The 20,475-nt window shown below is 68.9% G+C and carries 23 protein-coding genes; 15 read left to right on the top strand and 8 right to left on the bottom strand.

Annotated features, from left to right (window positions below):
• Positions 1–2 precede the first annotated feature (2 nt).
• A complete protein-coding gene (locus ABZV44_RS42715; protein ID WP_354850184.1) occupies positions 3–2,057 on the bottom strand; it encodes an AMP-binding protein in 2,055 nt (684 codons plus the stop codon).
• A gap of 271 nt (positions 2,058–2,328) precedes the next feature.
• On the opposite strand from ABZV44_RS42715, the gene ABZV44_RS42720 reads away from it, so the two are divergent.
• Together ABZV44_RS42720 and ABZV44_RS42725 are read left to right on the top strand one after the other, a co-directional pair.
• Positions 2,329–3,690 (top strand): NCS2 family permease, encoded by a 1,362-nt coding sequence (locus ABZV44_RS42720; protein ID WP_354850186.1) that lies wholly within the window; start codon positions 2,329–2,331, stop codon positions 3,688–3,690.
• A gap of 161 nt (positions 3,691–3,851) precedes the next feature.
• Positions 3,852–4,370: a DoxX family protein gene (locus ABZV44_RS42725; protein WP_354850189.1), complete on the top strand. Its 519-nt coding sequence runs from the start codon at positions 3,852–3,854 to the stop codon at positions 4,368–4,370.
• Positions 4,371–4,529: 159 nt separating this feature from the next.
• Here ABZV44_RS42725 and ABZV44_RS42730 read toward each other — a convergent pair whose 3' ends face one another.
• Positions 4,530–6,581: an ATP-dependent DNA helicase gene (locus ABZV44_RS42730; RefSeq protein ID WP_354850192.1), complete on the bottom strand. Its 2,052-nt coding sequence runs from the start codon at positions 6,579–6,581 to the stop codon at positions 4,530–4,532.
• A 115-nt stretch (positions 6,582–6,696) separates the two neighbouring features.
• A complete protein-coding gene (locus ABZV44_RS42735) occupies positions 6,697–7,266 on the bottom strand; it encodes an isochorismatase family protein (protein ID WP_354850195.1) in 570 nt (189 codons plus the stop codon).
• Positions 7,267–7,325: 59 nt separating this feature from the next.
• Between ABZV44_RS42735 and ABZV44_RS42740 the strand changes: the two genes are divergently transcribed.
• A complete protein-coding gene (locus ABZV44_RS42740) occupies positions 7,326–7,658 on the top strand; it encodes a hypothetical protein (RefSeq protein ID WP_354850198.1) in 333 nt (110 codons plus the stop codon).
• Here the strand turns inward: ABZV44_RS42740 and ABZV44_RS42745 are convergent.
• The gene (locus ABZV44_RS42745; RefSeq protein ID WP_354850304.1) at positions 7,588–8,898 is read right to left on the bottom strand and encodes a nicotinate phosphoribosyltransferase; all 1,311 of its coding nucleotides are present in this window, start codon (positions 8,896–8,898) and stop codon (positions 7,588–7,590) included. The two genes, ABZV44_RS42740 and ABZV44_RS42745, sit on opposite strands and share 71 nt — an antisense overlap.
• A 200-nt stretch (positions 8,899–9,098) precedes the next feature.
• On the opposite strand from ABZV44_RS42745, the gene clpS reads away from it, so the two are divergent.
• From clpS to ABZV44_RS42795, 10 genes are all read left to right on the top strand, one after another.
• Positions 9,099–9,392, top strand: a complete 294-nt coding sequence (clpS, locus tag ABZV44_RS42750) for an ATP-dependent Clp protease adapter ClpS (RefSeq protein WP_354850307.1) — start codon at positions 9,099–9,101, stop codon at positions 9,390–9,392.
• 22 nt (positions 9,393–9,414) lie between these two features.
• The gene (locus tag ABZV44_RS42755) at positions 9,415–9,984 is read left to right on the top strand and encodes a DUF2017 domain-containing protein (protein WP_354850310.1); all 570 of its coding nucleotides are present in this window, start codon (positions 9,415–9,417) and stop codon (positions 9,982–9,984) included.
• 33 nt (positions 9,985–10,017) lie between these two features.
• Positions 10,018–11,085, top strand: a complete 1,068-nt coding sequence (locus tag ABZV44_RS42760; protein ID WP_354850201.1) for a P1 family peptidase — start codon at positions 10,018–10,020, stop codon at positions 11,083–11,085.
• A gap of 115 nt (positions 11,086–11,200) precedes the next feature.
• Positions 11,201–11,632, top strand: a complete 432-nt coding sequence (locus ABZV44_RS42765; protein ID WP_354850204.1) for a M67 family metallopeptidase — start codon at positions 11,201–11,203, stop codon at positions 11,630–11,632.
• Positions 11,633–11,682: 50 nt separating this feature from the next.
• A complete protein-coding gene (locus ABZV44_RS42770; RefSeq protein ID WP_354850207.1) occupies positions 11,683–11,961 on the top strand; it encodes a MoaD/ThiS family protein in 279 nt (92 codons plus the stop codon).
• 2 nt (positions 11,962–11,963) lie between these two features.
• Positions 11,964–12,926 carry a cysteine synthase gene (locus tag ABZV44_RS42775; protein ID WP_354850210.1) on the top strand — a complete coding sequence of 321 codons (963 nt, stop codon included), beginning with the start codon at positions 11,964–11,966 and terminating at the stop codon, positions 12,924–12,926.
• Positions 12,927–13,014: 88 nt separating this feature from the next.
• Positions 13,015–13,719, top strand: a complete 705-nt coding sequence (locus ABZV44_RS42780; RefSeq protein WP_354850213.1) for a rhomboid family intramembrane serine protease — start codon at positions 13,015–13,017, stop codon at positions 13,717–13,719.
• A 68-nt stretch (positions 13,720–13,787) separates the two neighbouring features.
• Positions 13,788–14,552, top strand: coding sequence for a cyclic nucleotide-degrading phosphodiesterase (locus tag ABZV44_RS42785; RefSeq protein ID WP_354850216.1), 765 nt, complete (start codon positions 13,788–13,790; stop codon positions 14,550–14,552).
• Positions 14,553–14,624: 72 nt separating this feature from the next.
• Positions 14,625–15,395: a ribonuclease PH gene (gene rph / locus ABZV44_RS42790; RefSeq protein WP_354850219.1), complete on the top strand. Its 771-nt coding sequence runs from the start codon at positions 14,625–14,627 to the stop codon at positions 15,393–15,395.
• Positions 15,392–16,000 carry a non-canonical purine NTP pyrophosphatase gene (locus ABZV44_RS42795; RefSeq protein WP_354850222.1) on the top strand — a complete coding sequence of 203 codons (609 nt, stop codon included), beginning with the start codon at positions 15,392–15,394 and terminating at the stop codon, positions 15,998–16,000. The genes rph and ABZV44_RS42795 overlap by 4 nt, the downstream gene beginning before the upstream one ends.
• Before the next feature lie 87 nt (positions 16,001–16,087).
• On the opposite strand, the gene ABZV44_RS42800 is transcribed toward ABZV44_RS42795, so the two are convergent.
• The 3 genes from ABZV44_RS42800 to ABZV44_RS42810 all read right to left on the bottom strand — a co-directional run bounded on the left by ABZV44_RS42800 (position 16,088) and on the right by ABZV44_RS42810 (position 17,934).
• Positions 16,088–16,444, bottom strand: coding sequence for a DUF3817 domain-containing protein (locus ABZV44_RS42800; protein WP_354850312.1), 357 nt, complete (start codon positions 16,442–16,444; stop codon positions 16,088–16,090).
• Positions 16,445–16,491: 47 nt separating this feature from the next.
• Positions 16,492–16,959, bottom strand: a complete 468-nt coding sequence (locus ABZV44_RS42805; RefSeq protein ID WP_354850225.1) for a transcriptional regulator — start codon at positions 16,957–16,959, stop codon at positions 16,492–16,494.
• Positions 16,960–17,058: 99 nt separating this feature from the next.
• Positions 17,059–17,934, bottom strand: a complete 876-nt coding sequence (locus ABZV44_RS42810) for an oxidoreductase (RefSeq protein WP_354850228.1) — start codon at positions 17,932–17,934, stop codon at positions 17,059–17,061.
• A gap of 121 nt (positions 17,935–18,055) precedes the next feature.
• Here ABZV44_RS42810 and ABZV44_RS42815 point away from each other — a divergent pair, with 121 nt between their 5' ends.
• Together ABZV44_RS42815 and ABZV44_RS42820 are read left to right on the top strand one after the other, a co-directional pair.
• On the top strand, positions 18,056–18,712 hold the full coding sequence (locus ABZV44_RS42815) for a TetR/AcrR family transcriptional regulator (RefSeq protein ID WP_354850230.1): 657 nt from the start codon (positions 18,056–18,058) through the stop codon (positions 18,710–18,712).
• Between the two features lie 134 nt (positions 18,713–18,846).
• On the top strand, positions 18,847–19,029 hold the full coding sequence (locus ABZV44_RS42820; RefSeq protein WP_354850232.1) for a hypothetical protein: 183 nt from the start codon (positions 18,847–18,849) through the stop codon (positions 19,027–19,029).
• A gap of 72 nt (positions 19,030–19,101) precedes the next feature.
• Here the strand turns inward: ABZV44_RS42820 and ABZV44_RS42825 are convergent, their stop codons facing one another.
• Positions 19,102–20,301 carry an NAD(P)/FAD-dependent oxidoreductase gene (locus ABZV44_RS42825; protein WP_354850235.1) on the bottom strand — a complete coding sequence of 400 codons (1,200 nt, stop codon included), beginning with the start codon at positions 20,299–20,301 and terminating at the stop codon, positions 19,102–19,104.
• Between the last annotated feature and the right edge of the window lie 174 nt (positions 20,302–20,475).

A 20,475-nucleotide genomic window follows, 5' to 3' on the forward strand; every position in this document is an offset into this window, starting at 1 on the left:
GATCAGGTGGGCGCGATCAGCGTCCGTTTGAGAATCTTCCCGGTGGGGTTGCGGGGCAACGCATCCAGGAACGTGACGTCGCGGGGGACGGAGAAGCGGCTGACGCGGTGGCGGATGTAGTTACGGACCATGTCGGAGTCGAGGCCGGAGCCGGGGCGTTTGACCACGAAAGCGGCCAGGCGCTGGCCGAATTCGTGGTCCGGGACGCCCACCACGGCGACCTCGCTCACCTGCGGCAGATGGGAGAGGGCCTCCTCGACGGCGCGCGGGAAGACGTTCTCGCCGCCGGAGATGATCATCTCGTCGTCGCGGCCGGCCACGAACAGCTTGCCGGAGGCGTCCAGATAGCCGATGTCGCCGGTGTCGAGCATGCCGTCGGCCTCGTCGGGCGGGGTGGCGTCGGTGTAGCCGTCGAACAGCATGTGATTGCCGACGAAGATGCGCCCGGTCGCCCCCACCGGCACCGGACGCCGATCCGGGCCCAGCACCGCGAGTTTCGTGCCCAGCGGCGGCCGGCCCGCGGTGGTCGGGGATACGCGCAGATCCGCCGGATCGGCGATGGAGGCCCACGACACCTCGGTGGAGCCGTACACGTTGTAGAGGATCTCGCCGAAGGCGTCGAGGAACGCCAGCACCGTCGCACCGGCCAGCGGCGCCCCGCAACTGGCCACGATGCGAAGGCTGGACAGGTCGTAGCGGGCGCGAACATGCTGGGGCAGATCCAGGATCCGGTTCACCATGATCGGCACCACGATCAACGCCGTCACCTTGTGCTCGGCGATGCGGCGCAGGCAGTCCTCGGCGTCGAAGCGGTCGCCCAGCAGCACCGTCGCCCGGACGGCCGTGGAGATCTGCAGGGCTCCCAGCCCCCAGGTGTGGAACAGCGGGGCCGGAATGAACATGGTCTCGTTGGTGCCGAACGGAATTCGCGACAGCAGCGCCGCCACCGTCCCGAAACCCTTGGGGTGCGGCCGCCGCGCGCCCTTCGGCGTGCCGCTGGTCCCCGAGGTGAGTACCACCAGCCGGCCCGGCCGCGGCGGCTTGCGCGGCGGTTCCTGGCGCATGGCGATGAGTTCCTCGATGGTGGTGCGCCCGGGATCCGCTGTCGCGTCGTCGGTGGTGAAGCGCGGCAGCTCGGTGGGCAGATACCGCACCAGATGCTCGAATTCACCGTCCGCGAACAGCGCCGACAGCCGATGCCGCTCCACGATCTCCTCGACCTGCCGTGCGGGCAGCCCGGTATTGAGCAGCACCGCGTCCGCGCCCGACTTGCCCGCCGCCACCATGCACTCGACCATGCCGGTGTGATTGCGGCACAGCAGCCCGATCGCGGTGCCGGGCCCGAACCCCAGCGCGGCGAAGGCTCCCGCCAGAGCGCTACTGCGCGCGTGCAATTGGTCGAAGGTGCTGGAATACCGGTCGTCGATGACGGCCGGCCGCTGGGGCGAGTGCGCGGCCCCCGCCGCGTAGCCGCCGGCCAGGCTGAAGCCCCACTTGGCCAGTCCGCCGATCTGCCGCAGACCCACATCCGGCCGGTAGGTGCGCACCACACCGGAGGCGACCATCCGCTTGACCACCCCGGCCTGCAGCCGCATCCGCGAATCCTCGCCATTGACGATGAGCGAGGACGGCGTGCCCTGGACCAGGTCGCCGACCCGCCGGAGCGCGGCCAGCGTCCAGGCCACCACCGCCGAGTTCGGCAGCTGCGCGGGCAGCGGATGCACCAGCGCGGCCTTGAAGTAGGTGACGTAGATCCGGGTGTGCTGCGTATCGCCGCGCAGCCGCACGGTAGCGAAGCTGCCCTGTTCGGGGCAGTGCAGCTCGAAGCTCTCGCCGGTGCGGGTGAGGTGCAGTTGCACTCGCAACACCCGGATTTCGATGCCATTGCCCCCGACGCGCATATTCAGCGTGGGATGCGTATCGGCGGTGTCGAGTTGTTCGCACGCGCCGATTCCAGGAAATAGCCGGGGGTAGGTCTGCGGGTCGACCAGGACATCCCAGATCGCTTGGCGGTCGATCGCGAAGTCCGCGACCGCGTCGATGACATCGGTTACCACTGGCGTACTACTTCTGCCTGGCCGGTTCCCCTGAACACCTCCGGCGGAATACGTATTTGTAACGTTCCAGGCAATAGGGGTCAAGACTCTTAGATTACCGGCCGGTAGTTATTTAAATAGCCGACTAATTGCGCTGGCGGCACCGGAAAAACAACGCTCAGGCAGGTGGGATTGCCCACAATTCGCAGGGTCAGTGACAGATCGTGCCATCCGGACCAGTACGGTGCCCCACGGCAGCCTTCTACCCTCCCGCCGACTGGAGACACCCCACATGACCACCGACGTCCTCACGCGTACCAAGGGGCGCGTCGACGCGTACTTCGGCATCAGCGAACACGGTTCCACCTTCAAGCGCGAGGTCATGGCGGGAACCATCACGTTCCTGGCCATGTCGTATGTGCTCGCCGTCAACCCGCGGATCCTGGGCGACCACGGAGACCTCGGCGACAAGGGCATGCCGTTCCAGGCCGTCTTCACCGCGACCGCCGTCGCCGCCATCTTCGGCACCCTGGTCATGGGCCTGTGGGCCAAGTACCCGGTCGCGCTCGCGCCGGGCATGGGCCTCAACGCCTTCTTCGCCTACACGGTCGTCCTGCACATGGGAATCCCGTGGCAGCAAGCACTTTCGGGCACTCTCATCTCCGGTGTCGTGTTCTTCGTCCTCGCCGTCACCAAGGTGCGCGAGAAGATCATCGAAGCCATCCCCATGCAGATGAAGCTCGCGGTCGGCGCGGGCATCGGCCTGTTCGTGGCGTTCCTGGGTCTCAAGAGCGCGGGCATCGTCACCTCGGACCCGGCCACGCTCGTACACCTGGGCAACTTCCATCACGGCACCACCTTGCTGGCGCTCTTCGGCCTGGTCGTGACCGTCGTCTTCCTGACGCTCGGCTGGCACGGCGCGGTGCTCTACGGCATCCTCTGCACCACCGTGCTCGGCATCGTCACCGGCCTGGTGCAGCTGCCGAATTCGGTCGCCGCGATGCCGCACGGGCTGGATCAGACCTTCGGCCAGGCCATCATCCACCTGCCCGACGCCTTCACCGGGAAAATGGTGGTCGTCGTGCTGACCATGCTGTTCGTCGACTTCTTCGACGCCTCCGGCACCTTGATCGGCGTCGCCAACCAGGCCGGGCTGCTCACCAGGGACGGCAAGCTGGACCGCGCGGGCCAGGCGCTGGCCGCCGACTCGGTCGGCACCGCCGCGGGCGCGATCATCGGCACCTCCTCGACCACCGCGTACGTCGAATCCACCGCGGGTGTTTCGGCGGGCGGCCGCACCGGCCTCACCGCGGTCACCACGGCCGGCTGGTTCCTGATCGCCCTGTTCTTCTTCCCGATCTTCGCCACCTTCGCCGACGTGTCGGCCGTGACCGCGCCCGCGCTCATCGTGGTCGGCGTGCTCATGTCCCGGGCGCTGGGCGAAATCGAGTGGAACAGGCTGGAATACGCGGTCCCGGCGTTCATCACCGTGATCATGATGCCGCTGACCTACTCGATCGCGAACGGCATCGCGATGGGCCTGCTGTTCTACCCGATCGTCATGGTGGCCAAGAAGCGTGCGCGCGAGGTGCATCCGGTCATGTGGGTGCTGATGGCCGTGTTCCTCTACTACTTCTGGTATCTGGCCAAGTAGAGCCGACTCTCAGGGGCCGGCCCTGAAATCCCTTTCCGGGCGCGAGGCGGAACAGCCTCGCGCCCGGTCTTGTTGTTGACCTGCTGTAGGCTCCAAAACGGACCACGGTCCGGATAAGATCGCCGCCGAGCCGTACAGACCCGAGAGACGAGGACCCCGACATGACCGCAACCGTGAACGCCACCGCCCGAGCCACCGCCTCGAACGGCCTCGGCGGCACCGATATCGGCCTGCTGGTCGCCCGGCTGGGCTTCGGCGGCGGACTGGTCGTGCACGCCACCCAGAAGCTGTTCGGCTGGTTCAACGGCTACGGCCTGGACGCGACCGCGCAGGGCTTCCAGGGCATGGGCTACGACCCGGGCAAGTTCTTCGCCACCCTGGCCGGCCTGAGCGAACTGACCGGTGGGCTGCTGCTGATGCTGGGCCTGCTGACGCCGCTGGCCGGCGCCATCGCGCTGGGCACCATGATCAATGCCGTGCACGCCACCTGGAGTGGCGGATTCGCAATGTGGGAGCTGCCGGCGGTGTACGCCGTGGCGGCCGCCGCCTTCGCCTTCGCGGGGCCGGGCCGGCTGTCGCTGGACTCCGGCCGCCCGTGGCAGCGCCAGGGTCTGGTCTGGGGCGCCGGAGCGGTCGCGCTGGGCGTGGTGGCCGCGCTCATCACCCTCGCGGTGAAGTAGGCCGGGAAGAAAGTTTCGGTGTCCCCGCGCCGCGTGCAGGGCTTGGCGCGGGGACGACGGACACGTCCGATGTGGGAATTGGGGGGTTCACCGGAGTATCGAAGGCTAATTTACTTCTGATCGGAAGTAGGAACCACCCCTGTGACTGTTCTCACAAGCTCATTTCATTTGCGCGACACTATTTGTCAGTCTTTCGAGAGCTTTTGTCACAACTTGGGGATCGGATGTTTCCCAATATGGTGGTAATGATGCTCGGAGATAACCGCCATAGCGCGCCGTCGCCAGTCTCGAATCCAGAATTGCGATAACGCCGCGATCGTCCACACTGCGCAGCAAACGGCCCGTTCCCTGCGCCAGCAGCAGTGCCGCATGATTGGCCGCGACCGACAGGAATCCATTGCCACCTCGCGATTCCACCGCGCGCTGACGCGCCACCAGCAGCGGGTCGTCGGGGCGCGGGAACGGAATCCGGTCCAGGATCACCAGACTCAGCGACGGGCCGGGAACGTCCACGCCCTGCCACAGTGAAAGGGTCCCGAAGAGGGAGATTTCCGGGTCCTCGGCGAATTTCCGGACAAGGGCGCCGGTGGCGTCGTCACCCTGGCACAGGATGGGAGTGTCGAGACGCTCCCGCAGAATTTCGGTGGCCGCCTTGGCCGCTCGCATGGACGAGAACAGCCCGAGGGTGCGCCCGCCCGCCGCGCGGATGAGACGTTCGATCTCGTCCAGATACGACTGCGGCAGCCCGTCCCGTCCCGGCGCGGGCAAATGCTTTGCCACATAAAGGATTCCGGACTTGGCGTGGTCGAAGGGCGAACCCACGTCGACCGAATTCCAGCGCAGCGTCTTCTCGTCCGACGGGGCCTCGGTGCCGGTGGCCAGCGCCGGGTCCACAGTCGCCGCGGACTGCGGCGGCAGGCCCCAGGTCACCGCCAGATTGTCGAACGAGCCGCCGATCTGCAGCGTCGCCGAGGTGAGAACCACGGTGGCCGTACCGAACAGGCGGCTGCGCAGCAGCCCGCCCACCGACAACGGGGCCATGTGCAGTGTGCGGCGCGCGACTCCGCGCACATCCTCCGACGCCAGCCAGATGACATCGCGGTGCGCGGCGGGATCGGACTCCTCGAAGGTGGTCAGCACCCGCACCGCCGCGTCGTGCACCTCCTCGACGGCCGCCAGCGCCTGATTGCGGGCCGCCGCGGATTCCGGGTCGCCGGTGGCGGAACTTCCGCCCTGCGGCGCCAGGGCGGTGCGCGCGTTCCAGGCCGCGTCGCGGATGAGCGCGAGCACGGGGGCCGCGCCGTCCGGCATCCGGTCCCAGCGTCCGGGCTGCAGGTCGTCGAGCAGCTCGTGCCAGGCCTCGGCCGCACCCTCGAGCCGGTCCACCTCCTGCTCGTCGATGAGTTTCGAGCACCGCTTGGCCGCGGCGCTGATGGCCGAGGTGGACAGTTCGGCGGTGGCCACGCCGGTCACCCGGTCCACCAGCTCGTGCGCCTCGTCGACCACCACCACATCGTGTTCGGGCAGCACCTGGATGCCGCTGATGGCGTCGATGGCCAGCAGTGCGTGGTTGGTGACCACCACATCGGCCTGCCCGGATTCGGCGCGGGCCTTCTCGGCGAAGCAGTCCTGCCCGAACGGGCAGCGCGACTTGCCCAGGCATTCCCGGGAACTCACGCTCACCTGCCGCCAGGCCCGATCGCTGACGCCGGGGGCGAGCTCGTCGCGGTCGCCGGTCTCGGTGTCGGACACCCACTCGTTCAGCCGCTGTACCTCGCGGCCCAGCTTGGAAATGGCGAAGGCGTCGAAGAGTTCGGCCTCCGGCTCCTCCGGAATCGCGCTGTTGATCTTGTTCAGGCACAGATAGTTGTTGCGCCCCTTGAGAATCGCGAACTGCGGCACCCGCCCCAGCGGCGTCGCGAGCGCATCGGCCAGCCGTGGCAGATCGCGGTCCACCAGCTGCCGCTGCAACGCGATGGTCGCGGTCGACACCACCACGGTCCGCCCGGTCCGCACCGCGTGCCGCAGACTCGGCACCAGATACGCCAGCGACTTCCCGGTGCCCGTCCCCGCCTGCACCGCCAGGTGCTCGCCGGTGTCGATGGCGTGCGCGACAGCCGCCGACATCGTCTGCTGCCCCTTGCGCTCCTTACCCCCCAACGCCTGCACAGCGGTGGCCAACAGCTTCGGGACGGGAGGCAGTTCAGGCACGGCGGCCAGATTACTGCGCCGCCCCGACAACCCTCGCGCAAACCTCTACCGGCCGCCCAGCAGGACCGATTTCCGCCGGTCAGAGGCAGGACTTCGCACCCACCCGGGTAGTGAGTCAGTTCTCCAGTGTTCCGGCCAGTTCGACGCCGGAGGCACGGAGTTCGTCCAGGGCGGTGGCCAGGGTCGTGGGGGAGACGGCGGCGGTGAGGCCGAGCAGGACCCGGGTGTCGAAGCCTGCGGCGCGCGCGTCCAGGGCGGTGGCGCGGACGCAGTGGTCGGTGGCGATGCCGCAGACGTCGACGGCGTCGATGGCGTGGGCGCGCAGCCAGTCGGCGAGGGTGGTCGAGCCGTCGGTGGCGGTGCCCTCGAAGCCCGAATAGGCCGCGGTGTACGCGCCTTTGGAGAAGATCTCCCGGATGGGCCCGGTGTTCAGGCTGGGGTGGAAGTCGGCGCCGGGAGTGCCGACGCGGCAGTGCGGGGGCCAGGTGTCGACGTAGTCGGGCTGCTCGGAGAAGTGCGCGCCCGGGTCGATGTGGAAGTCGCGGGTGGCGACGATGGCGGTGTAGTCGGAGACGCCCAGGTATTCGGTGATGCGCTCGGCCACGGCCGCGCCGCCCGCGACGGCCAGTGATCCGCCTTCACAGAAATCGTTCTGGACGTCGACGACGATCAGGGCTCGGCTCATGAGCGGACCTCCCGGGAATCGGCGGCTGAACCACGACGGCGCGCCGCTCGTATTGCATTGTGCCGCCCGGCGCCCGGCCGGTCCACGGCAGCATCGGTCGCTCCATCGCGGCCGAGGCGAAAGAGGTAACGGGGGAAATGATGAAAAGTGCCGCACTGATGGCCCTGCGGTTCTTCGTGGCGTTCGAGATCGCCAGTGTGGTGGCGAATCTGGCGTGGCACGAGATCTCGTTCGAGGCCGGCGATTTGCTGGGCGCGCTGGTGCGCACGGCCCTGTTCGCCGCGCCCGCCGCGGTGATCGCGGCGGGGCTGTGGTGGCGGGTCAGCTCAGAAACGTCGTCGGAATCGCGGGTTCGCCCGCCGACAGCTTCAGGCCCTCCCAGGGAAGGCTGATCAGGCTCTTGGCCACCAGTTCCCGGCTCTGCGCCAGGGTGGGCCGGCCCGTCAGCACCTCGCCGTCGCGGACCAGCGGGACCTGGACGTCGTGGATATCGAAGCCGTCCGGATCCGGGCGGGCCGCGGCGGCGAGGTAGACGATTTCCTCGACGATGGTGCCGGTGCGCCGCGCCAGCCGGACCGCGCGCTTGGTGCCGCCGCGAGACTCCTTGTGGGAGCTGCGTTTCGCCACCGGGATGCCCTCCACCTCGACCAGCTTGTAGACCATGCCCGCGGTCGGCGCGCCGGAGCCGGTGACCAGTGAGGTGCCGACGCCGTAGACGTCCACCGGTTCGGCGCGCAGCGCGGCGATGGCGTATTCGTCCAGGTCACCGGACACCACGATGCGGGTGCGCACCGCGCCCAGCGCGTCGAGCTGCTCGCGCACCTGCCGGGCCAGCACACCCAGATCACCGGAATCGATGCGTACACCGCCCAATTCGGGCCCGGCCACCTCGATGGCGGTGGCCACCCCGCGGGTGATGTCGAAGGTGTCGACGAGCAGCGTGGTGCCCACGCCCAGCGCCTCGACCTGGCTGCGGAAGGCGGCCGCCTCGTGCGCGCCGTCCGCGCCGCTGTGCAGCAGAGTGAAGGCGTGTGCGCTGGTGCCGCCACTGGGGACACCGAAGCTGCGGGCCGCCTCCAGATTGGAGGTGGCGTCGAAACCGGCCAGGTAGGCGGCGCGGGCGCTGGCGGGGGCGGCGAGTTCGTGTGTTCGGCGCGAACCCATTTCGATCATGCGGCGGCCGCCGGCGGCGCTCACCATGCGGGCGGCCGCGGCGGCGATGGCGCTGTCGTGGTTGTAAATGGACAGGATGAGGGTTTCCAGCAGCACGCATTCGGCGAAGGTGCCGCGCACGGTGACGATCGGGGAGCCGGGGAAGTAGAGCTCGCCCTCGCGGTAGCCGTCGATATCGCCGCGGAAGCGGTAGTCGCGCAGCCACTCCAGGGTGCGGTTGTCCAGGAAACGGCCGGCGATCGCGAGTTCGGGTTCGCCGAAACGGAATTCGCTCAGGGCCGTCAGCAACCGCCCGGTCCCCGCGACCACGCCGTAGCGCCGGCCGTTCGGCAACCTGCGAGCGAATACTTCGAAGGTGCACTGCCGCTGGGCCGAACCGTCGGCCAATGCTGCCGACAGCATGGTGAGCTCGTACTGGTCGGTCAGTAAGGCCGTACTGGTCAGTCCGTCCGCGATCATCACGGGAACACTCTAAGCACATCGACGGCCGTCCCACCGACCGTGCGCCACGCCCGGGCATCGATCTCACGTCCACGTCGGGACGGCGTGTCGCGCGGGCTGTTGTTTCTGTGTTCTCAGGTCGTACCCTGGTTGTTATGGGTCTGTGTAATCAGGACGTTGTCCGGGTCGCCGCCGGTCCGGCGGGCGTCAACGTGACTATGTCGGCGGCACAGGCGACACCGGAGGCCATTGAATACTCTGAGATTCTGGAGGCCGAGGACCGGCCGTGGGTGACCGTCGTATGGGACGATCCGGTCAACCTCATGCACTACGTGGCCTACATCTTCCAGAAGCTCTTCGGCTACAGCAAAGGCAAGGCAACCGAGCTGATGCTGAAGGTCCACAACGAGGGCAAGGCCGTGGTGTCCGCCGGCTCGCGCGACAAGATGGAGCACGACGTCCAACGGCTGCACGCGGCCGGGCTGTGGGCCACCATGCAACGTGACGAGTGAACAGGACGACTACGGTAACCCCGTGCGGAAGTGGAGCAGAAAGACCTCCCTGGGCGGGCCGAAACTGCGTTCGGAAATGGACGCCCACGAGGCGGAGGTATTGCGTTCGCTGGTCGGGGCCGTCACCGGACTGCTCACCGATCGGGCCCGTTCGGCGCCCGAGGACGACCTCGCGGAGCTGACCGGGCTACAGACGGGCAACACCGAACCGCCCGATGATCCGCGGCTGGCCCGGCTGCTGCCGGACTTCCATCGTCCCGAACCCGGTTCCCCCGACGCCGAGCGCGCCGGCCTCAACAGCGCCCTGCGCAGCCTGCACGAACCGGAGATCATCGAGTCCAAGGTGGCCGCCGGGCTGGTCATCCTGGAAACACTGCCGCCGCAGGGCGGCAAGATCATCATCAGCCAGGAACAGGCGCACGCCTGGCTCACCGCGCTCAACGACGTGCGGCTGGCCCTCGGCACGGCCCTGGACATCACCGCCGACACGCCCGACCATTTCCCGGACGACGATCCGCGCGGGCCGAGCCTCGAGGTCTACCACTGGCTCACCTGGATGCAGGACTCACTGATCCAGGCGCTCGCGCCCTAGGGCAGCGGACGTGGCCACCGAGGAGGAACTGCCGTGAACAGTGGTGCGGGACCACGTAATTCGATCACCGACGTCGACGGCGTCCTGGTCGGTCAGTACCACGTGCTGGATGCGAACGCCACCCTCGGGTCCGGTGCGGCCACCGGCTGCACGGTGGTGCGGGTGCCGGACGGGGCCGTGGCCGCGGTGGACGTGCGGGGCGGCGGTCCGGGCACCCGCGAGACCGACCTGCTGGACCCGGGAAACACTGTGCGGCAGGTGAATGCGATCCTGCTCACCGGCGGCAGCGCCTACGGGCTGGCCGCGGCCGACGGCGTCATGCGCTGGCTGGAGGAGCACCGGGAAGGGATCCCGATGGATCCCGCCGACCCGTCCCGCGTGGTGCCGATCGTGCCCGCGGCCGTCATCTTCGATCTTCCGGTGGGGGCGTGGAACATTCGGCCCGACGCCGATTTCGGTTTCCTGGCGGCGGAGGCGGCGGACCCGGCGTTCGAGCGCGGGTCGGTCGGCGCGGGCGTGGGCGCGCGGGCGGGGTCGATCAAGGGCGGGATCGGCACGGCCAGTGTGCGTTTCACCGACGGCCCGGCGGCGGGCATCACCGTCGGCGCGGTGATCGTGGCCAATCCGGTCGGCTCGGTCTTCGACCCGCGCACCGGATTGCCGTGGGGCGCGGGCACCGACGGCCCCGAGCATTTCGGATTGCGCCCGGCCACCGCCGAACAGCTGGCGGCCGCGAATGCCCTCGCGGTGAAGGGAACCGTGCTCAACACCACCATCGGCGTGGTCGCGACCGACGCGGCGCTGGATCCCGCGGCCTGCAAGCGGCTGGCCGCGACCGCGCACGACGGGCTGGCCCGGGCTGTCCGGCCCGCGCATTCGCCGCTGGACGGCGACACCCTGTTCGCGCTGGCCACCGGCACCGCCGAGCAGCCGCCAGCGCTTCCGATGCCGCCGGCCTTCCCCGCTGATCTGCTGATCCTGGACCAGCTGTGCACGGCCGCGGCGGTCTGCGTGGAGCGCGCGATCGTGGACGCGATCCTGTCCGCGACCTCGGTGGCGGGCATCCCCGCCTACCGTGACCTGTTCGGATCGCTGCCGTGACGGGTGCGGGGCACCGGGGTGTGACCGGGTTCATCGGGAATAGCCGCCTAGTCTCACCTGTTGACGACAGCGTTTCGGCCGTTCGGCCGGGGGCGTCGAGCGGAAGGATGCGACTGTGCTGGTGATCAGGGCCGACCTCGTGGAGGCGATGGTCGCGCACGCGCGCGCCGACCATCCCGACGAGGCGTGCGGTGTCATCGCCGGTCCCGAGGGCTCCGATCGGCCCGAGCGGTTCATCCCCATGATCAATGCCGCGCGCTCGCCCACCTTCTACGAGTTCGACTCGGGTGAGCAGCTGCGGCTGTGGCGGGAGATGGATGCCGCCGACGAGGAGCCGGTGGTCATCTACCACTCACACACCGCCACCGAGGCGTATCCGAGCCGCACCGACATCGCCTTCGCGTCCGAGCCCAATGCCCACTACGTGCTGATCTCCACCCGCGATCCGGAGCGGCACGACCTGCGCAGCTATCGGATCCTCGAGGGCGAGGTCACCGAGGAACCTGTCGAGATCGTCGCTGCCTACAGCGAATCCGCCGACGCCTGAACGACTTTCAGCGCACCCCGCCCGCCGGAACAACACAAGGAGTCCCCCTCATGCCGGTCACCGTGTCCATCCCGACCATCATGCGTCCGATCACCAAGGGTGAGAAGCGGGTTCAGGCCCAGGGCGCGACCCTGGCCGCCCTCATCGCCGACCTGGAGGCCAACTACCCGGGCCTGGAGGCGAAGCTGCTCAAGGACGGCAAGCTCAACCGCTACGTCAACATCTACGTCGACGACGAGGATGTCCGCTTCAGCGGCGGGCTCGAGGCCGAGGTGCCCGAGAACGGCACCGTCACCATCCTCCCGGCGGTCGCCGGCGGCGCGCGCTAATCGTGGCGCGCTACGAGTCGCTGATCGCGACACTGGGCAACACCCCGCTGGTGGGGTTGAAGAACCTGTCCCCGCAGTGGGACGGTGACGAGCACGTGCGGCTGTGGGCCAAGCTCGAGGACCGCAATCCGACCGGATCCATCAAGGACCGCCCGGCGCTGCGCATGATCGAGCAGGCCGAGGCCGACGGGCGGCTCACGCCCGGCTGCACGATTCTCGAACCCACCAGCGGCAATACCGGTATCTCGCTGGCCATGGCGGCCAAGCTCAAGGGCTATCACCTGGTGTGCGTGATGCCGGAGAACACCTCGGTGGAGCGGCGGCAGCTGCTCACCATGTTCGGCGCCGAGATCATCGACTCCCCGGCCGAGGGCGGCTCCAATCAGGCTGTGGCGCTGGCCAAGCAGATCGCCGCGGAGAATCCGGACTGGGTGATGCTCTACCAGTACGGCAATCCGGCCAACTCGCTGGCGCACTACGAGACCACCGGTCCCGAGATCCTCGCCGACCTGCCCGAGATCACGCACTTCGTGGCGGGTCTGGGCACCACCGGCACGCTCATGGGCACCGGCCGCTTCCTGCGTGAAAAGGTCCCCGGCATCGACATCGTCGCGGCCGAGCCGCGCTACGGCGAACTGGTCTACGGCCTGCGCAATCTCGACGAGGGCTTCGTCCCCGAGCTCTACGACGAGTCCGTCCTGACCTCCCGCTTCTCGGTCGGCCCCTACGACGCCGTCCGCCGCACCCGCGAATTGATCCTCGAAGAGGGCATTTTCGCGGGCATCTCCACCGGCGCGATCCTGCACGCCGCCCTCGGCGTCGCCAAGAAGGCACAGCGGGCGGGCAAGCGCGCCGACATCGCCTTCATCGTCGCCGACGGCGGCTGGAAATACCTCTCCACCGGCGCCTACGACGGCACCCTCGAAGAGGCCGAGGAGAAGCTCGACGGCCAGCTCTGGGCCTGACTCGGCCCCGGCGCCTCGGGGATTTCCCCGAGGCGGTCCGGCTCGGTGCGGCGGTAGGCTCGGGGCAGGGCGGCTAGGAGGTCTTGCTATGAGCGGCGGGAGCGGGATGGGCGCGTCGTTCGATCCGGATCGGATCGCGCGGTTGCGAGGGCAGCTGGCGAAGCCGGCGGGCGGGTCGGACGGGAATGGTGCTCTGAAGTTGCTGTGGCAGCGTGCCATTGTGCTGACCCTGGGATTCACGGCGTTGCTGTATCTCGTGGAGGGGGTCAACAGCCTCACCGGCAACGAGCTGGATCAGGCGGGGGTGAAGCCGCGCAGCGAGGACGGGCTGCCCGGCATTCTGTTCGCGCCTGTGCTGCATGCCAATTGGGGGCATCTGTTCGGGAACACACTGCCCGTGATCGTGCTCGGACTGCTCACCCTGCTGACCGGGATCGGGCGGGGGCTGACGGCGACGGCCATCATCTGGGTGATCGCCGGGGTGGGCCAGTGGTTCACGGCGCCGCCGCACAGCGTGTCGGTCGGCGCCTCGGTGCTGGTGTTCGGCTGGCTCACATATCTGATCTGCTGGGGCTGGTTCGCGCGAAATGTGTTGCAGATCGCGGTCGGAGTGGCGGTGGCGGTGCTCTACGGTTCGATCCTGTGGGGCGTTCTGCCCGGCAACCCGGAAATCTCTTGGCAAGGACATCTTTTCGGGGCGATAGGTGGAGTGGTTGCCGGATGGGTACTCTCTGGGAATGAACGTCGTCATCGTCGTGGGGCTGACGCCGGCCGTCTCGCGTCGCAGGGGTGACGCTGGACGCGGTCGGCGATTTGGGGGATCCCTCCTTGAGTGAGAATGCAGCGTGGCAGCATGGGGGAATGCGCCTCACCGTCCTCGGGTGCTCGGGCAGCGTGTCCGGCCCGGATTCCCCGGCGTCGGGTTACCTGCTGACCGGCCCGGATATGACACCGACCGTCATCGATTTCGGCCCCGGGGTACTCGGCGCGCTGCAGCGCCACCTGGATCCGGGTGAGGTCGACATCTTCCTGACCCACCTGCACGCCGACCACTGCCTGGATTTGCCGGGCCTGCTGGTGTGGCGCCGCTACCACCCCAATCCGCCCACGGGTAAGGCCGTCGTCTACGGCCCCACCGATACCGCGCTGCGAATCGGCAACGCCTCGGCGGAGATCGGCGGCGAGACCGACGACTGGTCCGATGTGATCGACATGCGGGTCTGGCAGGCGGATGTTCCGGCGCCCTTCGGCCCCGGCCACACCGTCGAGGCCCGCCGCATGTACCACCCGCCGGAGTCCTACGGCCTGCGCATCTCCACCGCCGCCGGCCGCACCCTCGTCTACACCGGCGACACCGCCCTGTGCGACGAGGTCTTCGAGTTGGCCAGCGGCGCAGACGTTCTGCTCTCCGAGGCCTCCTGGACACACGACCCGGCCAACCGCCCGCCGGGCATCCACCTCTCCGGCCACGAGGCGGGCCTGATCGCCGCCCAGGCCGGTGTCGGCGAACTTCTCCTCACCCACATTCCCCCGTGGACCTCCCGCGAGGACGTCATCGCCGAAGCCAAGGCGGTTTTCAACGGTCCCGTGCACGCGGTCTCCCCGGGCGAGGTCTTCGACATCTGATCTTCGGCACGCGCCGACGCTATTCAGCGGGGCGCGGGCGACAGCGGATCGTGGGCCACTACGCTGAGGGCCGTGTCGAAACGAGCCGATGGCAGGGCGGATGACGAACTCCGCGACGTACGGATCACCCGCGGTTTCACCACGCACCCGGCGGGGTCCGTGCTGGTGGAGTTCGGGCAGACGCGGGTGATGTGCACCGCGAGCGTCACCGACGGGGTGCCGCCGTGGCGGCGCGAGTCCGGATTGGGCTGGCTGACGGCCGAATACGCCATGCTGCCCGCCGCGACGCACACCCGCTCGGGACGAGAGTCGGTGAAGGGCAAGGTCGGTGGCCGCACCCAGGAGATCTCGCGGCTGATCGGCCGTTCGCTGCGCGCCTGCATCGACCTGTCGACCATCGGCGAGAACACCATCGCGGTGGACTGTGACGTGCTGCAGGCCGACGGCGGCACCCGCACCGCCGCCATTACCGGCGCGTATGTCGCGCTCTCGGACGCCATCACCTACCTGGGCGCGGCCGGGAAACTGACCGACCCGCAACCGATCTCCTGCGCCATCGCCGCGGTGAGCGTCGGCGTGGTCGACGGCCGGGTGCGCCTCGACCTGCCGTACGAGGAGGATTCGCGCGCCGAGGTCGACATGAACGTGGTCGCCACCGACACCGGCACCCTGGTGGAGATCCAGGGCACCGGCGAGGGCGCCACCTTCCCGCGCTCCACCCTGGACAAGCTGCTCGATTCCGCGCTGGCGGGCTGTGAGCAGCTGTTCGTGGTGCAGAAGGCCGCCCTCGCGCTGCCGTACCCCGGCGTGTTGCCGGAGCCCGGGGAGTCCAAGAAGCGATGACCCGCCGCGTCCTGGTCGCCAGCCGCAATGCCAAGAAGCTGAACGAGCTGCGCCGCATCCTGGATGAGGCCGGTATCGCGGGCATCGAGATCGTCGGGCTGAACGACGTGCCGCCCTACGACGAGGCCCCCGAGACCGCCGCCACCTTCGAGGGCAATGCCCTCGCCAAGGCCAGCGACGGTTTCGCTGCCACCGGATTGCCTTGCGTCGCAGACGATTCCGGTCTCGAGGTGGATGCGCTCAACGGCATGCCCGGCGTGCTGTCGGCGCGCTGGTCCGGTACTCACGGCAATGACGGGGCCAACAACACCCTGCTGCTGGCCCAGCTCGGCGACGTCCCCGACGAGCGCCGCGGCGCGCGCTTCGTCTCCGCCTGCGCCCTGGTCGCCGACGGCGTCGAGGAGGTCGTGCGCGGCGAATGGCCGGGTGTGATCGGCCGGAAGCCGGTGGGCGACGGCGGCTTCGGCTACGACCCGCTGTTCTTCCCGGACGGCGGCGACGTCTCCTCCGCCCAGCTCACCCCGGCCGAGAAGGATGCCGCCTCGCACCGCGGCCGCGCCCTGCGTCAGCTCCTCCCGGCGCTGGCGGCCCTCGCCGCCAACTGAATTCCCGTAGACGCGAAAGGGGTTCGGGGACCAGGTCCCCGAACCCCTTTCGGCTGTTCGTGTGTCGCGTGTTCGTGTGTCGCGCAGTCAGAGGCCGAAGGCCGCTTTGACCTCGCGCGTGCGGTAGTGCTCGAAGACGAAGGACAGGAACGGGATCGTGCCCGCGATGCAGGTCAGGGCCGTGGTGGCGGGCTTCCAGCGGGCCTTGATGCCGAGGTCGATGGTGAAGACCAGGTAGATCATGTAGAAGATGCCGTGCACCTGGCCGATGTAGAACAGCCAGTGCGGGGCGGTGCCGCTGTCGTCGAGGATGAGGTACTTGTAGACCATCTCACCGCACAGCACCAGCAGCCAGACACCGGTGATGTAGGCCAGCGCGCGGTAGCGGGTCAGCGCGCCGCGGATCTTCGCGGGCGCGGCGGCGCCGAGTGGGCGGGGTGCCAGCGTGGTGTCACCGGCGACGGGGGATGGTGCGGAGTTGTCGCGGGTGCTCAACCGGCGCTCCTCTCGGTGTGGTGCAGACCGGCGTCACGGACCTTGTCGTCCATGTCGCGGGCGTGCAGATCGGCCAGGTACCTGTTGTATTCGGCGAGCTCGGGATCCTCGTCCCGGGCGGCTTTCGGGCGCTCCGGCAGCAGGCCCGCCGGGATTTCGCGCGGCGCCGTGGGTCTCGGCCGGCGCGGCCGGTCGGCGGGGGCGCCGGCCGGCGTGGACGCGGCGGCCGGTTCGGACACCGGAGCGTCGTCCTGCTCGGCTTGCTGCTCCAGGCGCACGAATCGGACGTAGGCCCACACCACGAATCCGGCGAACAGCGGCCATTGCAGCGCGTAGCCGAGATTCTGATAGGTGCCGCCGCCGGACTCGAAACGGGTCCACTGCCAGTAGCCCAGCCCCAGGCATGCCGCGAACGCCACGACCACGAACACGATCAGAGCCGGGCGGCGATGAGGAGCGGACACGCACTCCACGGTACCTGGGTACTACGCACTGCGTAGTAGGAGGTGGGTAACAGCAGGGCCCGCCGCACCGGATGATGCGACGGGCCCCGGGCACGAAGCTCAGAACTTGTAGGTGACCCCGGTCAGACGCTCGGACTCGGTCCAGAGCCGGCGCTGCAGTTCCGGATCCTGCGAGATCTTGCTGGACGGCGAGGGCTCGACCGGGCCCTGGCTGCCGAACCAGCGGGTGGGACCCCAGTAGACGGTCGGGTCGGCGTCGGTCTTGGTCGCGGCGAACAGCGAGGAGTAGGCCGCGTGGTACGGGGACTGGCCCACGATCCGGATGAACGGCTTCGAGATCTTGTCGAGGACGGTTTCGGTGTGGGCGAACAGATCGGTCGCCGAGACGCCCGGGTGTACCGCGTAGGAGCGCTTGGCCGAACCGGCCTCGGTCAGCCGCCGCTGCAGTTCGCGGGCGAACATCAGGTTCGACAGCTTGGCCTGCGCGTAGGCGAGATTGCGCTGGTAGCGGCGGTGCTCGTAGTTGAGGTCGTCGATCCACAGCTTGGGCGTCTGCTTATGGGCGATGGAGGCCAGGGTGACCACCCGGTCGGCGATCCGGTCCAGCAGCAGCCCCGTCAGGGCGAAGTGGCCGAGATGGTTGACGCCCCACTGGGTTTCGAAGCCGTCCTTGGTGCGGGAGAACGGGATGTTCATCAGGCCCGCGTTATTGATGAGCACGTCGAAATCGCCTGTGCCCTCGGCGAACTGCCGCACCGAGTCGAGGCTGGCCAGGTCCAGGCTCGCCACCTTCACGTCACCCTCGATGCGGTCGGCCACCTCCTGGGCCTTGGCGGCATTGCGGCAGGCCATGATGACGGTGGCGCCCTTGCCCGCGAGCGCCTTGGTGGTCTGCTCGCCGAGCCCGCCGTTGGCGCCGGTGATCACGAAGGTGCGTCCGGTCTGGTCCGGGATTTCGCTGGGCTTCCATGCCATGGCTGCTGACCTCACAATTCGAGTCGTTTGTTCGACCTTACTTCAGAGTAAGTTCCGGCGGTAGCCCTCGCGGGCCGAGGCAAACTTGTGACAGTCATAAAATGGTGATGATAATGGTTTCATGGCATCTCCGCCCACCGCCGCGCCGCTGGGCCTGCGCGAGCGCAAGAAGCTGCAGACCAGACAGAACATCTCGAACACCGCCACCCGGCTGTTCCTGGACCGCGGCTACGACAATGTCACCATCGCCGAGATCGCCGAGGCGGCCGAGGTGGCCAAGATGACCGTGACCAACTACTTCCCGCGCAAGGAAGACCTGGTGCTGGATATTCACGACGCCTTCGTCGCGGGTCCGGCGGTCACGGTGCGCGAGCGGCGGGCCGGTGAGTCGGCGCTGGCCGCGCTGCGGCGGGTGTATCTGGCCGCGGTCGCCGACCAGGATGCCGTGCTCGCCGGATTCTCCGGGTCGGACTTCGCCGCCCTGATCACCGGCAGCCCCGCGCTGGTGGCGCGGCTGCGGGAGTTCCACGAGGACCGGGAGCGGCGGCTGGCCGAGGTGCTGGCGCGGGAAACCGATTGCACCGCAGATGATTTCACTGCCCGGCTCGCGGCCGCGCTGCTGGGCGGCGTGCATCGCACCCTGTTCGAGGAGGTGCTGCGGCGGACGGTCGCGGGAGAGTCGAACGACGCCATCGCCGCGCTGCTGGGCGAGCAGGTGGCCGCGGCCTTCGACACCCTCGAACCCGCGCTCGGCGGGTACGCGGTGCGCGCGAACTGACCGGTGCCGCACACGAACTGATCGGTCGCTCTGCTGGCGTGGCCGAGGTGCCGTGTCGTTGCCACACATCGGGCCGACGCTGGGCGGGCTGTTCACCGACCACCTGAGCTGGCGACCGAAGCAATGTGTTCACGGTGTGCTCGATCCTGAGCTTCATCGTCGGCTTCGCGCTGCCGGGCACCATGACCTACCTACCCGCGTATCTGCAATACGTGCAGGGTGTTTCGGCGACCGCGTCCGGAGTGCGGGCGCTGTCGCTGTCGAGGCGCGGGTCGCGCCGCAGGCGGCGCAGCCCGGACGTCCTGCCGGTGCGCTGACCGTGGCGTCCGATGCCCCGCCGCGGAATACGCAGCGGGGCATCGGCTTTCGGCGGCCGAGCCGCTCGAGGGTCAGGCGGACACGGTGGCGGGCCGCACGGTGGCGTCCCAGTCGATCCGGAAGCGCTGCTCACCGCCCAGCATCTTCTCCGGATCCATCCGCTTGAACAGCAGCGGCATCATCAGCTGCATGGCCTTGCGGGCGACGGGCCCGGCGGCCTTGGTCTGGTTCATCCGGGCGACGCGGGCCGCGACCCCCTCCACCCGCGGCCGCCGCAGCGCCTCGTAGGTGGCGAAAGCCCGTGCCGGATCGTCGATATCGCGCAGGCACCGGGCCAGCTCGATCCCGCTCTCGATGGCCAGCGATGCCCCCTGCCCGGAGGTGTTGCTGGGCGCGTGGATGGCGTCGCCGGTGAGTACCAGCCGGCCCCGGTACCAGTGCGGCACCGGCGGCATGATGTGCAGGGCGCCGATCACGGCCAACTGCGCCGGGGTCGTGCTGCGGGCCAGCTGCTCGCCCGGATCCTCCCCGGCGTAGGTTTCGCGCAGCGTGCGCAGCCACTGCTCGGCGGGGACGGCCCGGGCCTCGGTCAGCGAGTAGTACTGCTCGCTGGGCAGATTCGCGCCCCATGAGACCCGCCCGTCGGGCATGGCCCAGTACAGGTAGTAGGCGCGCCGGCCGAAGGCGAAGGTCATCATGCCCGGCTCCAGGTCGATCGGGCAGTCGGTGTACGCGCCGAAGCTGAGCATGCGCAGATACGTCGGCCCGGGGGCTTTCGGATCGACCAGGGTGCGCACGGTGGAGCGGATTCCGTCCGCGCCGATGAGGACATCCGCGGTCGCGCTGCTGCCGTCGGCGAAGATGGCGGTCACCCCGCCCGCGTGCTCCTCCACCTCGATGAGCCGCTTGTCGTACTCGAAGCGCACCCCGGCGGCGACGGCACTGTCGTGCAGTACCCGGTGCAGGTCGGCGCGGTCGATCACCCGCAGCGGCTCGATACCGGTCATGCCGGGCAGCTCGAATCGCTTGCCGTTGACCGACATCGAGGATCGGCTGATGGGCACCGCGTGGGCGCGCACCGCGTTGCCGGCCCCGACGATGTCGAGCGCGGCCACGCCGTTGGGCGCGAGCGCCAGGTTGGAGCCGATGCCGTAGGCGGGACCCGGATAGCCCTCGAAGACGGTGACGTCGATACCGGATTTGTGGAGCGCGGTGGCGGTGACGGGGCCGGAGATGCCGCCGCCGACGACGAGTGCGGAACGAATGGACATGGTTCTCTCCCGAGAAGTGTTCGCAGGGTGTCGAAAACCCCGAACCGTCCCGCGCGTGGAGAACCCAGTTATCCTGTAGTTGCCAAACTCGGCGCCGGGTTCGCCTGCACGGACGCGGTTCGAGACGGTGTGTTCCCGGGCTTCGGCGGCGGTGTTGCAGCACCCTCGCCGGGG

Origin of the sequence: Nocardia sp. NPDC004860 (assembly GCF_040609015.1) — a bacterium.
In the GTDB taxonomy this organism is placed as follows: Bacteria; Actinomycetota; Actinomycetes; order Mycobacteriales; family Mycobacteriaceae; genus Nocardia.

Excerpts from the sequence above, each read along its gene's own strand:
- ABZV44_RS42810 (WP_354850228.1), bottom strand. The coding sequence starts at position 17,934 with ATGGCATGGAAGCCCAGCGAAATCCCGGACCAGACCGGACGCACCTTC.
- ABZV44_RS42720 (WP_354850186.1), top strand. The coding sequence starts at position 2,329 with ATGACCACCGACGTCCTCACGCGTACCAAGGGGCGCGTCGACGCGTAC.
- ABZV44_RS42815 (WP_354850230.1), top strand. The coding sequence starts at position 18,056 with ATGGCATCTCCGCCCACCGCCGCGCCGCTGGGCCTGCGCGAGCGCAAG.
- ABZV44_RS42735 (WP_354850195.1), bottom strand. The coding sequence starts at position 7,266 with ATGAGCCGAGCCCTGATCGTCGTCGACGTCCAGAACGATTTCTGTGAA.
- ABZV44_RS42745 (WP_354850304.1), bottom strand. The coding sequence starts at position 8,898 with ATGATCGCGGACGGACTGACCAGTACGGCCTTACTGACCGACCAGTAC.
- ABZV44_RS42770 (WP_354850207.1), top strand. The coding sequence starts at position 11,683 with ATGCCGGTCACCGTGTCCATCCCGACCATCATGCGTCCGATCACCAAG.
- clpS (WP_354850307.1), top strand. The coding sequence starts at position 9,099 with ATGTCGGCGGCACAGGCGACACCGGAGGCCATTGAATACTCTGAGATT.
- ABZV44_RS42795 (WP_354850222.1), top strand. The coding sequence starts at position 15,392 with ATGACCCGCCGCGTCCTGGTCGCCAGCCGCAATGCCAAGAAGCTGAAC.
- ABZV44_RS42725 (WP_354850189.1), top strand. The coding sequence starts at position 3,852 with ATGACCGCAACCGTGAACGCCACCGCCCGAGCCACCGCCTCGAACGGC.
- ABZV44_RS42785 (WP_354850216.1), top strand. The coding sequence starts at position 13,788 with ATGCGCCTCACCGTCCTCGGGTGCTCGGGCAGCGTGTCCGGCCCGGAT.
- ABZV44_RS42825 (WP_354850235.1), bottom strand. The coding sequence starts at position 20,301 with ATGTCCATTCGTTCCGCACTCGTCGTCGGCGGCGGCATCTCCGGCCCC.
- ABZV44_RS42780 (WP_354850213.1), top strand. The coding sequence starts at position 13,015 with ATGAGCGGCGGGAGCGGGATGGGCGCGTCGTTCGATCCGGATCGGATC.